Annotated in this window: 14 protein-coding genes; 3 read left to right on the forward strand and 11 right to left on the reverse strand. The window is 53.7% G+C overall.

What is annotated here, in order from left to right:
- Nucleotides 1-117: 117 nt before the first annotated feature.
- The 10 genes from KKH3_RS13045 to pdxB form a co-directional block, all read right to left on the reverse strand.
- The gene (locus tag KKH3_RS13045) at nt 118-690 is read right to left on the reverse strand and encodes a UbiX family flavin prenyltransferase (protein ID WP_010298530.1); all 573 of its coding nucleotides are present in this window, start codon (nt 688-690) and stop codon (nt 118-120) included.
- 214 nt (nt 691-904) lie between these two features.
- Nucleotides 905-2422: an amidophosphoribosyltransferase gene (gene purF / locus KKH3_RS13050; protein WP_039360287.1), complete on the reverse strand. Its 1518-nt coding sequence runs from the start codon at nt 2420-2422 to the stop codon at nt 905-907.
- Nucleotides 2423-2443: 21 nt separating this feature from the next.
- Entirely contained in the window at nt 2444-2944 is a 501-nt protein-coding gene (cvpA, locus tag KKH3_RS13055) for a colicin V production protein (protein WP_039360289.1), read from the reverse strand.
- A gap of 309 nt (nt 2945-3253) precedes the next feature.
- Nucleotides 3254-3988: a cell division protein DedD gene (dedD, locus tag KKH3_RS13060; protein WP_039360292.1), complete on the reverse strand. Its 735-nt coding sequence runs from the start codon at nt 3986-3988 to the stop codon at nt 3254-3256.
- Nucleotides 3978-5246 (reverse strand): bifunctional tetrahydrofolate synthase/dihydrofolate synthase, encoded by a 1269-nt coding sequence (gene folC / locus KKH3_RS13065; RefSeq protein WP_039360295.1) that lies wholly within the window; start codon nt 5244-5246, stop codon nt 3978-3980. Before folC ends, dedD begins: the two co-directional genes overlap by 11 nt.
- Before the next feature lie 105 nt (nt 5247-5351).
- Nucleotides 5352-6269 (reverse strand): acetyl-CoA carboxylase, carboxyltransferase subunit beta, encoded by a 918-nt coding sequence (accD, locus tag KKH3_RS13070; RefSeq protein ID WP_010285052.1) that lies wholly within the window; start codon nt 6267-6269, stop codon nt 5352-5354.
- A 224-nt stretch (nt 6270-6493) separates the two neighbouring features.
- Nucleotides 6494-7156 carry a DedA family protein gene (locus KKH3_RS13080; RefSeq protein ID WP_010285058.1) on the reverse strand — a complete coding sequence of 221 codons (663 nt, stop codon included), beginning with the start codon at nt 7154-7156 and terminating at the stop codon, nt 6494-6496.
- Nucleotides 7157-7350: 194 nt separating this feature from the next.
- On the reverse strand, nt 7351-8202 hold the full coding sequence (gene truA, locus KKH3_RS13085; RefSeq protein WP_039360297.1) for a tRNA pseudouridine(38-40) synthase TruA: 852 nt from the start codon (nt 8200-8202) through the stop codon (nt 7351-7353).
- Nucleotides 8202-9212, reverse strand: a complete 1011-nt coding sequence (locus KKH3_RS13090; protein WP_039360300.1) for an aspartate-semialdehyde dehydrogenase — start codon at nt 9210-9212, stop codon at nt 8202-8204. Before KKH3_RS13090 ends, truA begins: the two co-directional genes overlap by 1 nt.
- 130 nt (nt 9213-9342) lie before the next feature.
- Nucleotides 9343-10479, reverse strand: a complete 1137-nt coding sequence (gene pdxB, locus KKH3_RS13095; protein WP_039360301.1) for a 4-phosphoerythronate dehydrogenase PdxB — start codon at nt 10477-10479, stop codon at nt 9343-9345.
- Between the two features lie 215 nt (nt 10480-10694).
- Between pdxB and KKH3_RS13100 the strand changes: the two genes are divergently transcribed.
- From KKH3_RS13100 to KKH3_RS13110, 3 genes are all read left to right on the forward strand, one after another.
- Entirely contained in the window at nt 10695-11666 is a 972-nt protein-coding gene (locus tag KKH3_RS13100; protein WP_039360304.1) for a DMT family transporter, read from the forward strand.
- Nucleotides 11667-11770: 104 nt separating this feature from the next.
- Nucleotides 11771-13006, forward strand: a complete 1236-nt coding sequence (flk, locus tag KKH3_RS13105; protein ID WP_039360306.1) for a flagella biosynthesis regulator Flk — start codon at nt 11771-11773, stop codon at nt 13004-13006.
- Nucleotides 13007-13069: 63 nt separating this feature from the next.
- The gene (locus KKH3_RS13110; RefSeq protein WP_039360309.1) at nt 13070-13993 is read left to right on the forward strand and encodes an alpha/beta hydrolase; all 924 of its coding nucleotides are present in this window, start codon (nt 13070-13072) and stop codon (nt 13991-13993) included.
- Between the two features lie 70 nt (nt 13994-14063).
- On the opposite strand, the gene fabB is transcribed toward KKH3_RS13110, so the two are convergent.
- On the reverse strand, nt 14064-15281 hold the full coding sequence (fabB, locus tag KKH3_RS13115) for a beta-ketoacyl-ACP synthase I (protein ID WP_039360313.1): 1218 nt from the start codon (nt 15279-15281) through the stop codon (nt 14064-14066).
- Nucleotides 15282-15323 lie beyond the last annotated feature (42 nt).

Here is a 15323-nt window from a genome sequence, read left to right on the forward strand (position 1 = left end):
CCATTTAAGTGCTTTAACGCACAAAATCAGTGCAATACGATAAAAAGGCACAAAAAAAGGGCAGTAAACGTTTACCGCCCCGAGAGAAAAAAATAGCGTGCCTGAGTCTCTACCCTGCTACGACGCACCTTGCCAGCGGATGAAGAGATCTTTTGGCAGGTCGATATCAAACTGGTCCAGAATACGATTCACCGTCTGATCGACAATATCCTGCACACTTTCTGGGCGATGATAAAACGCAGGCACAGGCGGCATGATTATCGCACCCAGCTCAACGGCGGTGGTCATCAACCGTAAATGCCCTAAATGCAGCGGCGTTTCACGTACTCCCAGCACCAGAGGACGACGCTCCTTCAGCACCACATCGGCCGCGCGGGTCAATAGATTGTCACTGTAGCTGTGCACAATACCGGACAGGGTTTTTATCGAACAGGGTAAAATCACCATGCCTGCCGTTTTAAACGACCCCGAAGAGATACTGGCAGCAATATCACGCGTGTCGTGTACCACATCAGCCAACGCCTGTACGTCACGCAGGCTAAAATCCGTTTCTAACGCCAGCGTCTGCCGGGCGGCCTGGCTCATGATCAGATGGGTTTCGATACCTTCCAGCGTCTGTAAAACCTGTAGCAGTCGGATGCCGTAAATGACGCCGCTGGCACCGGAAATTCCTACAATGAGTCGCTTCATTCATACTGCCTCTGGCTAGCCGCGTAAGCAGAAACGCGGAAAAATCATCTGCGCAAACTTTGCCGCATTGATCAGCGATAAGCAAGGATAAGCACCGAAACCCTGTTTTCTCTATGCAATTTTTCTCTAGATACAAATTTTCTCTAGATACAACAAGGGGGAGGACACTTTCGCGCCCTCCCCCTTCAATACAGCCGTAATGTGCGACTAGCGATTAACCTTCGTTGTGCAATTCCAGATCTTCGACTTCATTCTGGCTACGCAGCGCTTTGGCATCGTCGTTACGCAGCATTTCCAGATAATCCAGATAGCCTTGATCGACATCCTTCGTCACGTAAATGCCGTTGAACACCGAGCATTCAAACTGGGAGATATCCGGGTTATCTTCACGCGCGGCTTCAATCAGATCGTCGAGATCCTGGAATATCAGCTCATCTGCGCCAATAATTTTACAGATCTCATCCACTTCACGACCGTGGGCAATCAGTTCATTGACGCTTGGCATGTCGATGCCGTACACGTTAGGGAAGCGAATTTCCGGTGCAGCGGAAGCCAGATAAACACGCTTAGCCCCAGCTTCACGCGCCATCTCCACAATCTGCTCCGACGTTGTACCACGCACGATGGAGTCATCCACCAGCAGCACATTCTTGTCACGGAACTCAGCACGGTTGGCGTTCAGCTTACGGCGTACCGATTTCTTACGCGCCTGCTGTCCCGGCATGATAAACGTGCGGCCAACATAGCGGTTTTTCACAAATCCCTGACGATACGGCTTGTTGATAATGCGCGCGATTTCCAACGCAATATCACAAGAGGTTTCAGGGATCGGGATCACGACATCAATATCGAGATCTTCCCACTGGCGTGCAATTTTTTCACCGAGCTTCTGACCCATGCGAACACGCGCGCTATAGACCGAAATTTTATCGATGAAGGAATCTGGGCGAGCGAAGTAGACATATTCGAACAGGCACGGGTTACTCTTTGGATTCTCTGCGCACTGGCGGGTAAACAACTGCCCTTTTTCCGTAATGTAGATCGCTTCTCCCGGCGCCACATCGCGTAAAAATTCAAAGCCCAGCGTATCCAGCGCGACACTTTCTGACGCCACCATATATTCGCTACGGCCATCTTCCAGATCGCGCTTACCGATAACCAGAGGACGAATCCCATTAGGATCGCGGAAAGCCACCATACCGTGACCGATAATCATGCCAACACAGGCATAGGCACCGCGAATTTGCTGGTGCGTCGCGGCAACGGCCGCAAAAATATTATCGGCTTCCAGCGGGTAGTGTTGGAAACGATCCAGCTCTCTGGCGAAAATATTCAGCAGAATTTCAGAATCAGACGTGGTGTTAACGTGACGACGCTCCTGTTCGAACAACTTTTTACGCAGTTCGTGGGCGTTAGTCAGGTTACCGTTGTGAGCCAGCGTGATACCGAACGGAGAGTTAACATAGAAAGGCTGTGCTTCCGAAGCGCTGGAACTGCCCGCGGTCGGATAACGCACATGGCCAAGCCCCATGTTTCCCTGCAAGCGTTGCATGTGCCGCGCTTCAAACACATCCTTCACCAGGCCATTGGCTTTACGCAGGCGAAAACAATTAAAGGCATCGATGGTCACAATACCCGCAGCATCCTGCCCACGGTGTTGCAACACCGTTAACGCGTCATAAATCGACTGGTTGACCGGTGTAAAACCGGCGATACCGACAATACCGCACATGGTGTCTTTTCCTCATCAGCGCTACCGCAGCGTTAAATGCTGCGGCAAGAAACTTGACGTGCTTTGCAGGTAGTCAAAAAACCACCTGATAATATAACTGAACTGCGGGATTAACTGGGATTGTTTCCAGTCATCACTTTGTGAAAAACCAGTGAACGTATCCAGAAAGAATAGCAGTGCGGAAACGATCAGCACCCCGCGCAGCGCACCAAAACAGATGCCCAGAACGCGATCGGTGCCGGATAATCCAGTACGTTCAACCAGTGAACTAATCACATAGTTGACGATAGCTCCCACAATCAACGTTGCAATAAACAGAATGGCAATCGCAATGCCGTTACGCACCAGCTCATCATCAAAACGGGTGAAGTAGACCGCAAGGTAAGCGTAGTAATGACTGGCAACAAAAAAAGCACATCCCCAGGTTACTAACGACAGCGCTTCGCGAACAAACCCCCGGATCAGGCTAACCAGAGCCGAAAATCCGATGATGCCAATAATGACGTAATCAACCCAAACCATGAACTATCCTAATAATGAACGATGCTACCGATAAGCCGCTACGTCATCCTGTTCGCGGCGCATTCTAACAGAAAAAGAAAACGTTTGCGTAGCGTATTTCCGCCGATTTCATCGATAGATGATCAGGCGAAAAAACCGACAAGACGTCATGCCTGATTCTATCAACGATCGGCATTTCAAAACTCATAGCAGGCATCTTAAAACAGATGCGGGGCGACGTATCACTGATGTGAACCTCATCCCCGCAGCCTGCTTTTACTTACGTGACCGACTGCGAACCATCCATCACGTAATCATCACGCTACGACGTTAACGAACAGAATGTGCTCGTACCTGCCCGCTTAGCCCGCTGAGCTGTTTCAACTCGCCCAGTGAAGACTCCAGCTTCTGCTTCGAGGCATCTGGCCCCACGTAAATACGGGTAATTTCGCCTGAAACCGGCGTTGATGGCACGGTATACGCGCGGTAGCCAGACAGACGCAGCTTAGCGACAATCTCATTCACCTTATCCGCATTTTTCAGCGCACCAAGCTGCACAATATAGGCCTGTCCGACAGGCGCTTGCTGCGTCGGCTGCGTTTCAGGCTTCACTTCCGGTTTGGGTTCCGGTTTAGGCTCTGGCTTCGGTTTCACCTCAGGTTTTGGCTGAGGCTTCGGCGTCACCGGCGTTGGTGTCTGAACCGGTGGACGCTCAACCACCACTGGCGGTGCCGTCATGGCTGGCGTATTCGTGCCAGAATGAGACGACGGCGGCGCCTGCGTCGTGGTTTCAGGTGCTGTCGTTGTCGATGATCTCGCATCAGGTGCTTCGGCTTCCGCACTGTTTTGCATTGCTGCCTCCGCCCCTTCCGGTGGCAGCGACGGGTTCAGCGCAGGCAGCGCTTCCATCTCATTGCTGTCACCCGGTTTGGGGATCAGCGGAATCGATGCAAACTCGTCCTCGTAGTGCTTTTTCTTGCCGTCCAACAGGCCGGGTAAGACGATCACGCCCAGCGCGACCAGAATAACCGTGCCGACCAGCCGATTCTGAAATTTACTCGCCATTCGCCTTCTCCTCATCCAGCGCTTCCATCACATGCGCTACCGTATGAAAAGATCCACACACAATGACGATATCCTGCTCCGTCGCCTCGGACATCGCCTGCTGCCAGGCGGTAACAACATCGGAGAACGATTGACTGCGCGTCAGGTGCTCGGCAATCTGCTGCGCCGTTGCGCCACGCGGCCCTTCCAGCGGTGCGCAATACCATTCATCTACCACCGGTGTTAAGTGGGCCAGCGTACCGGCGATGTCTTTGTCCGACAGCATACCAACGACAGCCCGCACTTTTCCGGTTTTCGGCAGCCCGGCCAAACGGTTTGCCAAATACGCTGCCGCATGAGGATTGTGTGCAACATCAAGAATCAATCGCGGTGACTCCTGCACAGTCTGAAAACGACCGGGTAATACTGCGTGCTGCAAGCCTTGTCGAATCGCTTCCTCAGTCACGTTGAGTGAAGAGTAGTGCAATGCAGCCAGTGCCGTTGCGGCATTGGCTAACGGAACGTTGGGTAACGGCAGTCGTGACAGCTCGCGCTGTTTATCCTGCCAGCTCCACGTCTCGCGCTGCATTGAATATTCCCAGTCGCGACCACGACGGCGCAACTGCGCCCCTTTCTCAGCGGCAACGTCGGCAATCGTTCCCGGCATATCCGGCTCGCCAACAACGGCTGGTCTACCCTGCCGGAATATCCCAGCTTTCTCGCGACCAATGCTTTCCCGATCGTTACCTAACCAATCGGTATGGTCGATGGCGATGCTGGTTACCACGGAGACATCCGCATCCACAATATTGGTGGCATCCAACCGCCCGCCTAGCCCTACTTCCAGAATAACGACATCCAGATTCGCCTGCTTAAAGAGTTGCAGCGCCGACAGCGTACCGAATTCAAAGTAGGTAAGCGATACCGCCCCTCTTCCGGCTTCGATATCCGCAAACGCCTGAGTATGCAGCGCTTCAGGCAATTCTTTGCCCTGAATACGTACTCGCTCGGTATAGCGAACAAGATGAGGAGAACTGTACACCCCCACCCGCAGCCCGGCGGCTAACAGAATGGACTCCAGCGTACAGCAGGTCGTTCCTTTGCCGTTTGTCCCCGCGACGGTGAAAATCGTCGCGGCAGGCTGGAGCAGTTGGAGATGTTCGGCAACCTGCTTAACGCGATCCAAGCCTAAATCAATGGCCTGAGCGTGCAGGTGCTCAAGATAATGAAGCCACGTGACCAAAGGTGACGTGGCTTGAGGTATTTGAAGAGTATCCATGAGTCCCGTTCACTAGCTTACGGTTCATTGCGGGCAGAGCGTGCGTATTGCTACTCGGTCGAGAACGACGTGGTCGAGTACCACACGTCCTGCCCATCATGTCAATTATGCGTCATCCTGTGATGATTCAGACGGCGCATCGCTGCGGATTTCCACGTCATCGTTGCCCGGTTCTGGATGGTTCGTCAGTTTGGCAAGAATGGTGGCCAGCTTGTAGCGCATTTCTGGACGACGAACGATCATATCGATCGCCCCTTTCTCAATCAGGAATTCACTGCGCTGGAAGCCCGGCGGCAGTTTTTCACGCACGGTTTGTTCGATAACGCGTGGGCCAGCAAAACCGATCAGCGCTTTCGGCTCGGCAATGTTCAGGTCGCCCAGCATCGCCAGACTCGCGGAAACACCGCCCATGGTTGGGTCGGTCAGCACAGAAATGTAAGGCAAGCCGCGATCGCGCATTTTTGCCAATGCCGCACTGGTTTTCGCCATTTGCATCAGCGACATCAGCGCTTCCTGCATACGCGCACCGCCACTGGCGGAGAAGCACACCAGCGGACAACCGTCTTCCAACGACTGCTCAACGGCACGCACAAAACGCGCACCCACAACAGACGCCATTGAACCGCCCATGAAAGAGAACTCAAATGACGCGGCAACAATCGGCATGCCGTACAGCGTGCCTTTCATCACGACCAGCGCATCTTTCTCATCGGACTGTTTCTGTGCAGAAACCAGACGATCTTTATATTTTTTGGAATCCCGGAATTTCAGGACATCCTTAGGTTCCAGTTCGCTTCCCAGCTCGACAGTGTTTTCTTTATCCAGAAAAGCCTGTAAACGGGCGCGCGCGGAAAGGCGCATATGGTGATCGCACTTCGGGCAGACACCCAGATTGCGCTCCAACTCAGCACGATAAAGAACCTGACCGCAGCTATCACATTTTGTCCAGACCCCTTCAGGGATGTTCGCTTTACGGGTCGGTGTAATATTGCTTTTGTTAAGAATTCGTTCAATCCAGCTCATTGATAACCTTTCTGCTTGAACCTGGCAAATGCCAGTCCGCTGTTCATGTTATTCCCTGACAACATTGCCAATGAAAAAATGCCTGAGACGCACGACAATCGCGGTACAAAGGCATCGGCACCCAGGGTGTTCCCAAGAACAGACCATAAATGCTGCCCATTAAACCATAACGTTCCGGTACTGTGGATAAAAAACTGGTCAAACCGGATGTTAAAATACTTCACTTATTTCACATTGCCGCGCGAAGCCGCTCTACGGTGACGGGCAATCTCAATAATGCCCGGCAGGATAGAGAGGAAAATAATCGCGACAATCAGTAATTTCAAATTTTCCTGCACCACAGGCAAATCGCCAAACAGGTAGCCCGCATAGGTGAATGACAACACCCACAACAGCGCACCAATGACATTATAGGCCGCAAAATGCCGATAGCTCATGTGCCCCATCCCGGCGACAAACGGCGCAAATGTTCTCACAATCGGGACAAAGCGCGCCAGAATTATCGTCTTGCCACCGTGACGCGCGTAAAACGCATGCGTTTTATCCAGATAGCTGCGGCGGAAAATCTTTGAGTTCGGGTTGCTAAACAGCTTCTCGCCGAACAGTCGTCCAATCGTGTAGTTCACCGCATCGCCCGTAATCGCGGCAACAATCATCAGGAACACCATCGTGTGCACATTCAAATCATTCGACGGCAGCGCCGCCAGCGCCCCAGCGACAAACAGCAGCGAATCTCCTGGTAAAAACGGCGTCACCACCAGCCCAGTCTCACAGAACAGAATCAGGAACAAAATGGCATAAACCCAGACACCATATTGCGCCACCAGTTCCGCCAGGTGAACGTCAATGTGCAGAATAAAATCAATAATAAACTGTATAAACTCCATCACAACTTCTTCTCCCAAAGTCTCTATCGAACGCACGCGGTCGATATACGCAAAGCAGCCGCACTATCCGTGTTGCCTTGCGTATAGCACGCTGAATAGCATCGTCCTTAATACGCATCGCACGCTGCCTTTTGGCCTACGGCCATCTGGCAGCGTGCAACAGGTAAAAGACGCACTCGCTACAACAAAAAACGTCAATCAGCTAAAAAGAGTGGCCCCATCGTAGGCTGCGGCAAAGCAAAACGCGCGGGATAATCTACCGCCACCAAATACAGCCCTTCGGCTCTGGCCGTTGCGCCAGCCAGCGTACGATCTTTGGCCGCCAGCAGCTCTGCAATCCACGACTCGGGGCGATTGCCACAGCCGACGTCCATCAGGCTACCCACGATATTACGCACCATATGATGAACGAACGCATTGGCCTTAATATCTACCACGATATAGTCACCGTGACGTGTAACCTTTAAATGATTTACATAGCGCCACGGCGTACGTGACTGGCACTGCACCGCCCGAAAAGAGGTAAAATCATTTTCCCCCAGCAGACATTGCCCGGCACGCTCCATGCGTTCCACGTCTAACGGGTGATAAAAATGTGTCATACCACGCGAAAGCACCGCAGGACGATAGCGGTGATTATAGATGACGTAGCGGTAGCGACGCGCCGTCGCGCTGAAACGCGCGTGGAAATCCTCATCTACCGTTTTCACCCAACGCACGGCGATATCCGGCGGTAAATTTGCATTCACGCCCATCGTCCAGGCGGCATCTTTTCGGATCGCATGCGTGGTGAAATGCACAACCTGCCCGGTGCCGTGAACGCCAGCATCGGTTCGCCCGGCGCAAAACACCTCTATCGGTTCATCCGCGACTTTGCTCAGCGCCTTTTCAAGACAGGCCTGCACGCTAGCGACATCAACCTGACGCTGCCAGCCATAATAGAGGCTACCGTCGTACTCAATGCCGAGCGCAATTTTCAGCGGGGCACGTTCGTTTTCCGCAGCGGCATCGGCCTGAGTAGCCTCCGCCTGAGTGGTTTCCGACATTACCCGAGATACTCCTGCACCAGATATTCTGCCGTTTCCACCGCCATCAGCGCGCCGCCAAAGCGAGCGTTATCGGCAACCGACCAGAATTGCAGTAGCTCAGGAATACCGTAATCATTACGCAAACAGCCGACGCTCAGTTGCCCATTGCCGGACGCATCACCCACCTGCGTCGGGTAATCCTGCTCATCGCTTACCTCGATATTCCCGGCATTGAGCAGCTCATCACGCGCTTCTTCCGCAGACAGCGGACGCAGTGATTCAAGATGAACAACCTGCGCGTGACCATAGAACACAGGGGACTGAATACAGGTCACTGAAATCGGCAATCCGTCATCCTGCAAGACTTTACGCACCTGATCGACCAGAGCGCGTTCTTCACGCACGCTGCCCGCTTCATCAGGCAGTAAAGGCAACAGATTGAATGCCAGCTGTTTCGGGAAAAGCCCAGCCTCAGGCGGAACACCATTCAGCAGACGGGCGCTTTGTCCGGCCAGATCGTCTATCGCCGCTTTACCGAGTGCGGAAACCGATAGCATATTGACGACATGCAGGCGCGAGAGCCCAGCCGCATCGGTCAACGGCTTAATCGCCGTCAGCAGTTGGCTAGTCAGGCTGTCGGCCACCGCAACAATATTGCGGTTACGATAATCTGCCAGCGTATGCGTATTTACGCCGGGCACAACCAGCGGGACATCCGGCTCCAGCGCAAACAGACCGCTGCTGTCGATAACCAGACAGCCCGCGTCCCCCGCGTCTTCCGCATAGCGGGCGCTGACATCCTGACCAGCGACAAAAAATGCCAACTGCGCCTGTGACCAGTCAAAATCAGCCACATCGGTGACCAGACAGGATTTGCCGTTAAAACGTATGGTTTCACCCGCGCTACGTTCACTGGCCAGCGGATACAGTTCACCCACTGGGAATTCGCGTTCCTGCAATAATTCCAGTAACGCCGTGCCTACTGCGCCCGTTGCGCCCAGCAGAGCAATATTCCAGCCGTCAGACATTTGGTTCTCTCCCAAATTTTGAATGAAACACAAATCATGAATGAAACCGACAGACGATAGTGACGCCGTCTGTCGGTTTATGAATAAAAAGGGTGATACTCGCGCAACACTGTCGCCAGAGGACGCGCCGTTAACGTGCATCCCGCACTGACGCCGTGAATCCCAGCGCGTTCAGGCAATCTGCGCTGTCAGCATCGGCACAGATAACATGGAGTGACGACCATTCACGTCGTTCCTGATAATGTTTACGCAGGCGATCGAATTCGCCTTCCTGATGCGCAACGTGGCGTAGCAACGCATCGTCCCGGCGCACATCATACACCAGATGCACCAGACGTTTTAGCAGCGCCTCATCCAGCGGTGCGGTCAATGTCACGTCGGCATACTCTGGTGCAGGCAAAAGTGACGAAAGCGCCACCTGCTGCGGGGTTCCGATAAACTCGCTCCATGCCTCAAACACCTGAGTGGTGCCGCGCGCTTTCCCTTCCAAAGTATAACCGGCGATATGCGCGGTGCCGATGTCTACCCGCGCCAGCAAGTCGGTCGATAACGCAGGTTCCGGCTCCCATACATCAAGAATGACGCTGAGTTTTTTACCCTGTTGCAACACCTCAAGCAGTGCCGCATTGTCCACCACTGGGCCACGACAGGCGTTAATCAGAATACGTCCGTCCGCAAACGCGTTCAGTACGGCGGCATCAACCAAATGGTGAGTACGATACGGGCCGTCGAGATACAGCGGCGTATGCAGCGTCAGAATGTCGGCATCACGCACCAGCGTGTCGAGCGGCAGGAAATCGCCCGCCTCACCGCGATCGGCTCGCGGCGGATCGCACAACAGTGTTTTCACGCCCCAGGCTTTCAGACGCGCATCCAGACGTCTGCCAACATTACCCACGCCGACAATCCCGACGGTTTTATCACGCAGTTGGAAGCCATCGCGCTCGGCTAGCATCAGCAAAGAAGAAAATACGTACTCCACTACCGCGATGGCGTTACAGCCCGGGGCAGCAGAAAACGCAATACCGTTGGCGTTAAGCCAGGTGTCATCGACATGGTCGGTGCCTGCCGTCGCGCTGCCGACAAATTTTACCGCCGAACCAGACAGCAGATCCGCGTTCACTTTCGTGACCGAACGCACCATCAACGCATCGGCCTCTGCCAGCAGATCGCGCGGTAAAGGACGTCCCGGCACGGCCTGTACTTCACCCAGACGGCTAAATAGCTCGCGGGCATACGGCATATTCTCATCAACCAGAATCTTCATTGTCTTCTCCGACATCGGTAGCCAGCCAAAAAAAGCGGGGAGATATTTTGCCACCGAATGGTGCAGAAACCCAAGGCAATTACAACGCGATATCTTCCCTTCATCGGTCCGCCCGATAAACGGGAATTTACCGCCCCCCGCTGAACGTCCTATCAGGTTGAACCCACTACAGGCCGATCGTCATACATGGTTGATAGCTATCATGTGGCTCTGCTATGTTGTTTACCACTGCCGCACTTGCCCCATTTTTATCGACCAGACTGGCAATTGGTGCGTTTTCCGTCTGGTCTGTGATGAGAAACCCAACGTTGAACGCCCTATTTCCCACCATTGCCGTCCTGATCTGGTCAATTAACGTCATCGTCAATAAGCTCTCCGCGAGCGTTATTGACCCGGCCGCTATCTCGTTTTATCGCTGGCTGCTTGCGTTCCTGGTCATGACGCCGTTCATGCTGCCAACGCTTCGCCACCATGCGGTGGCTATTCGTCAACACGCCTGGAAACTGCTCGTGTTGGGTCTGCTTGGCATGGTGTTGTATCAAAGTCTGGCCTATTACGCGGCACACACGATCAGCGCCGTGATGATGGGAATCATGGGGTCATTAGTCCCACTACTCACCGTCCTGCTCAGTATCCCTCTGCTGCGTCTGGCTCCCACACTGGGCGTCGTGCTCGGTAGCCTGCTGTCGCTGGCCGGGATTGTCTGGCTGATCGGTGAGGGACATCCAGAACAGATTCTGGCGCAGGGTATCGGCCCCGGCGAATTCATGATGTTTTGCGCGTCGCTGTCCTATGCACTCTATGGTGTGTTAACCAAACGCTGGAGCATCCCGTTGCCCAACTGGGTGTCGCTCTATGTGCAAATTGCCTTTGGCGTAGTCGTGCTGATCCCGAACTTTCTGCTGACGGACAATGTGCAGCTCAATGCCGACAATCTGCCGCTAGTGATTTTCGCTGGCATCATGGCTTCAATCATTGCACCTTTTTTGTGGATTCAGGGGGTGATGCGTCTGGGAGCCAGCAAAGCCGCCATCTTTATGAATCTGACGCCGATCTTTGCGGCGATGATCGCGATTGGCTTTTTGCACGAGCCTTTGCACCATTATCATCTGGTTGGTGGGGGCATCACGCTACTCGGCGTTATCCTCGCTCAGCGTTTACGCATCCCATTAGGGCGTAGCGCATAAGCCCCTCATGAGATTAGTGCCGTTTTAGGCGACGTCTGACTATCGGCCGTCACGGGAGATTGCTATGATTCATCTCAATCATGACGGCAGTGAGGATAATCAATATGCAACCTGTCAGTGGCCCAGGTGCCCCGCTGCCCGGCGAACGTTCAGTGACGCCGACCACCACATCACCAACTTCATCCGCCCCAAGCACTGCGGGTTCCGCCAACGGCGATCGACCGCTGACGCTGGCGCAGCGCACAACGCTGGAAAATCTGGTACTTAAAGTTGCCTCGCTGACCACATCAAAGGCAGCGGAAGTCTGGACGACGGTAAAACAGGGGTTAGGGCTGGCAGAAAATAATGAACTGCTGTCCCGCCATTACCAGCCTGCCGAGCAGATACTCCAGACGCGCTTAACGCAGGCGCAAGATAGCGGTGGACGTCAACAGCTGCTTCAGCGCCTGACAGATATGCTGTCTCAGGGAAATAATCGTCAGGCGGTCAGCAATTTCATCCAGCAACAGTTCGGCAGCACCACGCTAAGCGCGCTGAATAAAACGCAGCTACAGCAGGTTGTTACGCTGCTGCAAAACGGGCAAATTCCTCAGTCAACGGCCTCAGCGGCAGCGTCACAAACCGCTCAGGCCGCCAACTCGCCCGATCGCCCGCTTTCTCCTACGGAACAGCGCGGCTTAAATCAGTTAGTCACTCGATTAGCGACCATGACGGGGGAACAGCCAGCAAGAGTGCTGAACAATCTGATGACAATGCAGAATCTTAGCCCCGGCGACGCCATCCCGTTCAAACATCTGCCGCTGATCACGCAGTTCCTGCAAGCACAGGTTGAGCTACAACAGACGCAAACGCTGCTGCGCGCCACTTCGCCAGCGCCACAGGGAGCATCGACGCATGCCGGCACAGCGGGTGCATCGCCAGAGCCGCTGACAACTAACATTATCAATACGGCTAATGCGAGTCTGTCATCACAGCCGCTATCGGCACAGAATGCACTGTTGTCCCCGAATCTCGCCCCGTTGCAGGCTTTGTTACAACAGCCTCTGACCGCGCAGGAACAGCACTTATTGATGGATTACTCGCAGAATCGCTTCAATATTGGATTACACACTCCGCTGACGCCGATGCAGGTCAGCGATCTGCTGACGCTCCTGTTTACCCAGCGTATCCAACGTTCACAGGAAACGGACTGGACGACCACCTCATCGTTGCTGCATCCGCTGTTTAACCCGCTGATTGCCTCACTGCCGCTCAGTTGGCAATCCCTGTTTCATAAGCCGATGTTTTTGGTGATTGTCAGCACCTGCGTGGCGGCATTTCTGCTTTGGGTGTTGCTGTAGCGCACAATAGGGCTGCGCACCATCATCATTCCGCTCCGCTTGCTTTCAGTCAAAGGACATAAAATGACACTAGAGCCAAACATTGCCGAACTCGTCAATACGTTTATCCGCGAAGGCCGCCCGTCAGTAAAAAACCAAACGTTTGCAGAACGTCGTGAAGGGTATATCGCCAGTACCGTGCTGGCAGGAGATGTACCGCCTGGTGTCCATTGCGAAGAGATACACTGGCAATCACTCACGTTGCGGCTTTACACGCCCCCAAACGCACAGCCACATGCTGCGGCCGTGATTTACTACCACGGCGGGTGTTTCGTCAGCGGAGGTTTCGCGACACATGACTGTCAATTACGCAATATCGCTTTTCATAGCGGCTGCAAGGTCATTGCCGTGCAATACCGTTTAGCACCGGAACATCGCTACCCGGCAGCACATGATGATGCCTACCAGGCTGCCGAAATGATCCATGAGCGCGCCGAGATGCTGGATATTGACCCTAACCGTATCATCTTGATGGGTGACAGCGCTGGGGGACATCTGGCGTTAGTGACGGCGATACGGTTACGCGATCGCGGCGCATTTCAGCCCTGCGGACAGATCTTGATCTACCCAATGTTAGATGCTACCGCCAGTAGCGACAGCTACCGTACCAATGGCACAGACTATGTGATCACCCGAGAGACATTGATGAGTGGCTATGAAGCCTATTTTGCTTCTTTACCCGCCAGCCATTGCGAAGCTAGCCCGGCAATGCATAATCCATTAGCCGGACTGCCGTCGACCCTGATCCTTACCGGAGAATATGATCCGCTAAGAGACGAGGGAGAAGCGTTGTTCCGCGCGTTAACCGAACAGGGTGTCCCTACACAGGGTCGGCGCTATTTGGGGGTCATTCACGGCTTTTTCCAACTGGGAGGCATTAGTCAGGCGGCAAATGATGCCATGCAGGATGTCACGACAGCCATCAAAAAAATGGGCAAGCTCCGTTAAGCTTCATCACGCACAAAAAACCCCGCGGCTTACGCCTACGGGGTTTGTATTTGTCAGTGAGATAAAACGATTACTTATCGAGTTTTCTCATGACCAGCGTCGCATTCGTACCACCAAAACCGAAGCTGTTAGACATCACCGTGGTCAATTTACGCTCCGTCGGTTCAGTCACGATGTTCAGGCCAGCAGCCTGCTCGTCCAGATTTTCCACGTTGATGCTCGGTGCAACAAAACCGTGTTCCAGCATCAACAGTGAGTAAATGGCTTCCTGAACGCCAGCCGCGCCCAGAGAGTGACCGGTCATCGCTTTCGTCGCGGAAATAGCAGGCGAGTTATCGCCAAACACTTCGCGAATCGCCCCCAATTCCTTCACATCGCCAACAGGTGTAGAAGTACCATGAGAGTTCAGGTAATCGATCGGCGTATCCACACCGTTCATCGCCATCTTCATACAGCGAACCGCACCTTCACCCGATGGGGCAACCATATCCGCGCCGTCAGACGTCGCGCCGTAGCCGACCACTTCCGCGTAGATGTGCGCGCCGCGAGCCAGTGCGTGTTCCAGTTCTTCGACGACGACCATGCCGCCCCCGCCTGCAATCACGAAACCATCGCGACCAGCGTCATAGGTACGGGACGCTTTTTCTGGTGTTTCATTGTATTTGGTCGACAGTGCACCCATCGCATCAAATTCACAGGCCAGTTCCCAGCACAGTTCTTCGGCACCGCCAGCGAATACGATGTCCTGTTTGCCCATCTGGATTTGCTCAACCGCGTTACCGATGCAGTGTGCAGACGTCGCACAGGCAGAGCTGATGGAATAGTTCACACCGTGAATTTTGAATGGCGTTGCCAGACAAGCGGATACCGCAGAACCCATGGACTTGGTCACCACGTAAGGGCCAACAGCTTTCAGACCGCGCGGGCTACGCATAGCGTCAGCACCGAATACCTGATAACGCGCAGAACCGCCAGAACCGGCAATCAGTCCAACGCGTGGGTTATTCTGATAAACCTCATCAGACAGCCCGGAATCTTGAATCGCCTGCTCCATGGATAAGTAAGCATAAATCGATGCATCACTCATAAAACGCACAACTTTGCGATCGATGAGGCCAGTGGTGTCCAGTTTGACATTCCCCCAGACGTGACTACGCATGCCGGAATCTTTCAGCTCTTGAGAGAAAGTAATGCCCGAGCGGCCTTCCCGCAATGATGCCAGAACTTCCTGCTGGTTATTACCGATGCTTGATACGATCCCCAGGCCAGTAATCACTGCACGTTTCATTTAATACCTCTTCTTCCACTTATAGAGTTTGGGATTTCGCCT

Origin of the sequence: Pectobacterium actinidiae, from assembly GCF_000803315.1 — a bacterium.
Classification (GTDB): Bacteria; Pseudomonadota; Gammaproteobacteria; order Enterobacterales; family Enterobacteriaceae; genus Pectobacterium; species Pectobacterium actinidiae.

What these genes read in the sequence shown, in the direction of transcription:
- KKH3_RS13045 (WP_010298530.1), bottom strand. Translation starts at nt 690, where the DNA reads ATGAAGCGACTCATTGTAGGAATTTCCGGTGCCAGCGGCGTCATTTAC.
- purF (WP_039360287.1), bottom strand. Translation starts at nt 2,422, where the DNA reads ATGTGCGGTATTGTCGGTATCGCCGGTTTTACACCGGTCAACCAGTCG.
- cvpA (WP_039360289.1), bottom strand. Translation starts at nt 2,944, where the DNA reads ATGGTTTGGGTTGATTACGTCATTATTGGCATCATCGGATTTTCGGCT.
- dedD (WP_039360292.1), bottom strand. Translation starts at nt 3,988, where the DNA reads ATGGCGAGTAAATTTCAGAATCGGCTGGTCGGCACGGTTATTCTGGTC.
- folC (WP_039360295.1), bottom strand. Translation starts at nt 5,246, where the DNA reads ATGGATACTCTTCAAATACCTCAAGCCACGTCACCTTTGGTCACGTGG.
- accD (WP_010285052.1), bottom strand. Translation starts at nt 6,269, where the DNA reads ATGAGCTGGATTGAACGAATTCTTAACAAAAGCAATATTACACCGACC.
- KKH3_RS13080 (WP_010285058.1), bottom strand. Translation starts at nt 7,156, where the DNA reads ATGGAGTTTATACAGTTTATTATTGATTTTATTCTGCACATTGACGTT.
- truA (WP_039360297.1), bottom strand. Translation starts at nt 8,202, where the DNA reads ATGTCGGAAACCACTCAGGCGGAGGCTACTCAGGCCGATGCCGCTGCG.
- KKH3_RS13090 (WP_039360300.1), bottom strand. Translation starts at nt 9,212, where the DNA reads ATGTCTGACGGCTGGAATATTGCTCTGCTGGGCGCAACGGGCGCAGTA.
- pdxB (WP_039360301.1), bottom strand. Translation starts at nt 10,479, where the DNA reads ATGAAGATTCTGGTTGATGAGAATATGCCGTATGCCCGCGAGCTATTT.
- KKH3_RS13100 (WP_039360304.1), top strand. Translation starts at nt 10,695, where the DNA reads ATGTTGTTTACCACTGCCGCACTTGCCCCATTTTTATCGACCAGACTG.
- flk (WP_039360306.1), top strand. Translation starts at nt 11,771, where the DNA reads ATGCAACCTGTCAGTGGCCCAGGTGCCCCGCTGCCCGGCGAACGTTCA.
- KKH3_RS13110 (WP_039360309.1), top strand. Translation starts at nt 13,070, where the DNA reads ATGACACTAGAGCCAAACATTGCCGAACTCGTCAATACGTTTATCCGC.
- fabB (WP_039360313.1), bottom strand. Translation starts at nt 15,281, where the DNA reads ATGAAACGTGCAGTGATTACTGGCCTGGGGATCGTATCAAGCATCGGT.